The organism is Phenylobacterium sp., assembly GCF_044371015.1.
GTDB lineage: Bacteria > Pseudomonadota > Alphaproteobacteria > Caulobacterales > Caulobacteraceae > Phenylobacterium.
In genome coordinates, this window is sequence record NZ_JBILUK010000283.1 from 1 (window position 1) to 3,786 (window position 3,786).

Sequence of the window (3,786 nt, forward strand, 5' to 3'; positions counted from 1 at the left end):
TTGGTGGCGCCGTAGGCGTTGCCGCCCGGATAGGGATAGCTGGCCGCCACCGACGACATATTGATCACATCGCCCCGGTTGCGCGCGACCATGCCGGGCAGGACGGCGCGGGTGACGCGGGCCAGGCCGGTCACGTTGGTGGCGATCATGGTCTCCCAGTCGGCCAGGTCGGCCTCGTGCGCCTTTGAGAGGCCGAGCGCGAGACCGGCGTTGTTGAACAGGATGTCGATGTCGGCGAACTCGGGCGGCAGGTCGGCGGGAAACGCCGCAACGGCGTCGGCGTCAGTCACGTCAAGACCCCGGGTCAGCAGGCGGTCGGTCGCAAGCTGGCGCGCCAGAGTCTCGAGTCGCTCCGCGCGTCGCCCGACTGCAATCACCTTGGCCCCGCCGGCGATCAGCCGGCGGGTCATCGCCTCGCCAAAGCCGGAAGTGGCGCCGGTGACCAGCGCGATGCGGCCTTGGGCCCAGGACGTGTCGCTCATGGCCTCCGGATAGGCGCTGGCGCGGGCGGCTTCAAGCCGGGCGGTTTTGGGGTTAACCTGCCGCCCATGAGCTGGCCCGCGCTCTACATGGACGCCGAGATCCGACCCAACCGGTCGCTGTCGGAGCGCGGTTTCATCATTCTGATTTCGGTGATCACCGCGGTCAATGTCGCCTCGGCGGCGATGTTCGTGAAGCTGGGCGCGCTCTTCGTGCTGCCGTTCCTGGGCATCGACGTCCTGGCGATCGCCGTTGCGTTCTTCGTCAGCTACCGCGCCGGCAAGGTCATCGAGCGGGTGCAGGTGAGTTCGGCCGAGGTGCGGGTCACTTATGAAGGCCCGCGCGGAGCCCAGGTGGTTTGGGAAAGTCCCACCGCCTTCACGCGCGTGACCACCGAACGCGACGAGGATGATCGCGTCACCGCACTCAAGCTGGCGCTCTCCGGCCGCCAGCGGGATGTGGCGCTGGCGCTCAGTCCCGGGGAACGCGCGGTGTTCGGTCAGGCGCTGGAAGACGCGATCTGGCGGGCGCGGCGCGGTGCGGTGTGAGCGAGGCGGGCCTCAGCCTCAGCAGCTATCCGCCCGCGGGCCCTTGGCCATGGCCGCCTGGATCCTGGCGGCGGTCTGTTCGGGCGTCAGGTCGTAGGGCAGCACGCAGGCGAGGCGGCCCCTGGGGGTCATCAGGTAGCTGTAGGATGCGTGGTTGACCGTATAGTCAGGACCTTCACCGACCTTCTGATAAAAGACCCGGTAGGCCTTGGCGGCGCGGTCGACCTGGGCCGCGGAGCCGGTGAGCGCGATCAATCGCTTGGGAAACGACGGGTTGGCGACATAGGCCGCCATCTGCCGTGGCGTGTCACGATCCGGGTCGACGGAAATCAGGACAGCCTGGACCTTGTCGGCGCGCGGCCCGAGAAGCGTTTCCACCTGCCCCAGTTCGAACAGGGTGGTGGGGCAGATGTCCGGGCACTGCGTGAAGCCAAAGAACACGACGCTCCACTTGCCCTTCAGCACATCCTGATTGACCGTGGCGCCGGATGTGTCGATCAGTTCAAACGGGCCGCCGACGCTGGCCTGCGACGCGTCGTCAGACATCAGCTGACGGGCGGCCAGACCCGCGAGCCCGGCGAGCGCGAGGGCAAGGACGGCGATGAGCGCCAGTATTCGCCGTGACATGATCGACACTCCCAGGGAGGCCGGGCCGGACGCCCCGGCCCCGGGCGGCCGGTGAGCCTGGAAGGCGCCCCGGCGGGCGGACTCGATAGGGCCGGTCTTGCGGCCATGCAAGGCGCGTGGAGCACCACCGGCGAGGACAACAGCGCGCGACTGACCGTTCGCCTGCTCTCAACTCTGCGCTGGGCGGTTCTCGCGGGCCAGGCGCTGGGCGTTACAGCTCTGGCGCTGTGGCTTGGGCCCGAAACGGTTCACCTGTCGGCGTGCCTTGCGGCCATCACCGCCGGGTTCGCAGTGAATCTGCTGACGCTCAACATGCTGGGCGGCGCGCGTGTGCTGACCCACGCCGAAGCCAGCGGCCACATCGCCTTCGACATCCTGGAGACCGCGCTGGTGCTGGCGCTCACGGGCGGGGTTGGAAATCCCTTCATCCTGGTGCTGATCGCGCCGGTCGCCCTGGCGGCGGCGACCCTTCCCCCCCGGCCCCTCATCGGACTGGCCATGCTGGCGTCCCTTGGCGTGATCGGCCTGGCCTTCACGGTGGCGCCCCTGCCAGGGATCGGCACCGACCCCCCGATCTCCTATCGCGCCGCCGCCGCCGCGGCGGGACTGGCGGGAATCTGGCTGGTTGCGGTGTTCGTACGCTTCACGGTGGCCGAGACGGCGCGACGGCAACTGGCGCTCAACATGACCCAGACCGTGCTCGCGCGGGAACAACGGCTCTCGGCCCTGGGCGGGCTGGCCGCGGCGGCGGCGCACGAACTGGGCACGCCGCTCGCAACCATCGCCATCATCGCCAAGGAGCTGACGCGAGAGGCGCCCAACGACGCCGTGCGCGAGGACGGCGAACTCCTGATGGCCCAGACGCAGCGTTGTCGCGAGATCCTGAGCCGGCTGACCGCGCGGCCCGACGCCGCGCACGATGCGCTGCACGAGCGGATGACGCTGCAGCAGCTGCTCGACGCCGTGACCGAGCCGCACCTGGGCCTGAGCGCCGAGGTGGAGATCGAGACCGCGATCGTCGGGCCGCCCGACACCGACGCTCCGGATATCCGGCGGATCCCCGAGGCGACGCACGCGCTGTCGACGTTCGTGGAGAACGCCGTCGACTTCGCCCGCTCGAAAATCACGGTGACGGCTCGGCATGACGCCAAACATCTGACGATTGAGGTCCGTGACGACGGGCCGGGCTTCGCGCCGGAGATCCTGGCGCGGCTCGGCGAGCCCTATGTGACCAGCCGCCCAGGCGCGGAGGGGTCGCGCACCGGCCACATCGGGATGGGCCTGGGCTTCTTCATCGGCAAGACTCTGCTGGAGCGATCCGGCGCCACGGTCGATGTTCGGAACGCCAAGCCCAACGGCGCCTCGATCACGGTCCGCTGGCCACGCGCCAAGGTAGAAGCGTCGTGAGTTTCAATTCCTCTTGCCGACTCCCGCCAGGGTGCGACATTCTGACGCAGATGATGGAACCCGCCCGATGACCGATCACAGCGCCGAGATCCAGGCTCTTCCTGATCGTAGCCTGTTGTTGCTGGACGACGATGCGCCGCTGCGCACGCGGCTGGGCCGGGCGCTGGAACAGCGGGGATTCGAGACGGTGCTCGCCGCCGGCGTGGCCGAAGCGCTCGCCGCGGTCCGCACCGCGCCGCCCGCCTTTGCCGTGCTGGACATGCGGCTGGAGGACGGCACGGGCCTGAAGGTGGTCGAGGCGTTGCGTGACGCGCGGCCGGACGCGCGAATCATCATGCTGACCGGCTACGGCAACATCGCCACGGCGGTGCAGGCGGTGAAGGCCGGGGCGGTGGACTATCTCTCCAAGCCCGCTGACGCCGACGACGTGGTGCGGGCCCTGCTGGCCACCGGCGAGGCGCCCCCGCCCCCGCCGGAGAATCCGATGAGCGCCGACCGAGTGCGTTGGGAGCACATTCAGCGGGTCTATGAGCTCTGCAACCACAATGTCTCGGAGACCGCCCGGCGGCTGAACATGCACCGCCGGACCCTGCAGCGCATCCTGGCCAAGCGGGCGCCGAGATAGCTTGCGCGAGTCCTTGCGCCCACGGGGCCGGGTCACTAAACGGGCGGCTTAACCTGCATGACTGACGGTTGTCGGCGCGCTCCGCAGCGCGGCCGCTTC

5 protein-coding genes are annotated in these 3,786 nt (G+C 69.3%); 3 read left to right on the forward strand and 2 right to left on the reverse strand.

The window, feature by feature from the left end; genetic code table 11:
* A partial coding sequence (locus tag ACIQ3R_RS16345) for an SDR family NAD(P)-dependent oxidoreductase (RefSeq protein ID WP_397419915.1) occupies window positions 1-482 on the reverse strand: 482 nt, incomplete at its 3' end.
* Between the two features lie 66 nt (window positions 483-548).
* Between ACIQ3R_RS16345 and ACIQ3R_RS16350 the strand changes: the two genes are divergently transcribed.
* Entirely contained in the window at window positions 549-1,028 is a 480-nt protein-coding gene (locus ACIQ3R_RS16350; RefSeq protein WP_397419916.1) for a DUF2244 domain-containing protein, read from the forward strand.
* Window positions 1,029-1,046: 18 nt separating this feature from the next.
* Here ACIQ3R_RS16350 and ACIQ3R_RS16355 read toward each other — a convergent pair whose 3' ends face one another.
* Entirely contained in the window at window positions 1,047-1,655 is a 609-nt protein-coding gene (locus ACIQ3R_RS16355; protein WP_397419917.1) for an SCO family protein, read from the reverse strand.
* 51 nt (window positions 1,656-1,706) lie between these two features.
* Here ACIQ3R_RS16355 and ACIQ3R_RS16360 point away from each other — a divergent pair, with 51 nt between their 5' ends.
* Together ACIQ3R_RS16360 and ACIQ3R_RS16365 are read left to right on the forward strand one after the other, a co-directional pair.
* Entirely contained in the window at window positions 1,707-3,062 is a 1,356-nt protein-coding gene (locus ACIQ3R_RS16360; RefSeq protein ID WP_397419918.1) for an ActS/PrrB/RegB family redox-sensitive histidine kinase, read from the forward strand.
* A gap of 67 nt (window positions 3,063-3,129) precedes the next feature.
* Entirely contained in the window at window positions 3,130-3,687 is a 558-nt protein-coding gene (locus ACIQ3R_RS16365; RefSeq protein WP_397419919.1) for an ActR/PrrA/RegA family redox response regulator transcription factor, read from the forward strand.
* The last annotated feature ends 99 nt before the right edge of the window (window positions 3,688-3,786 follow it).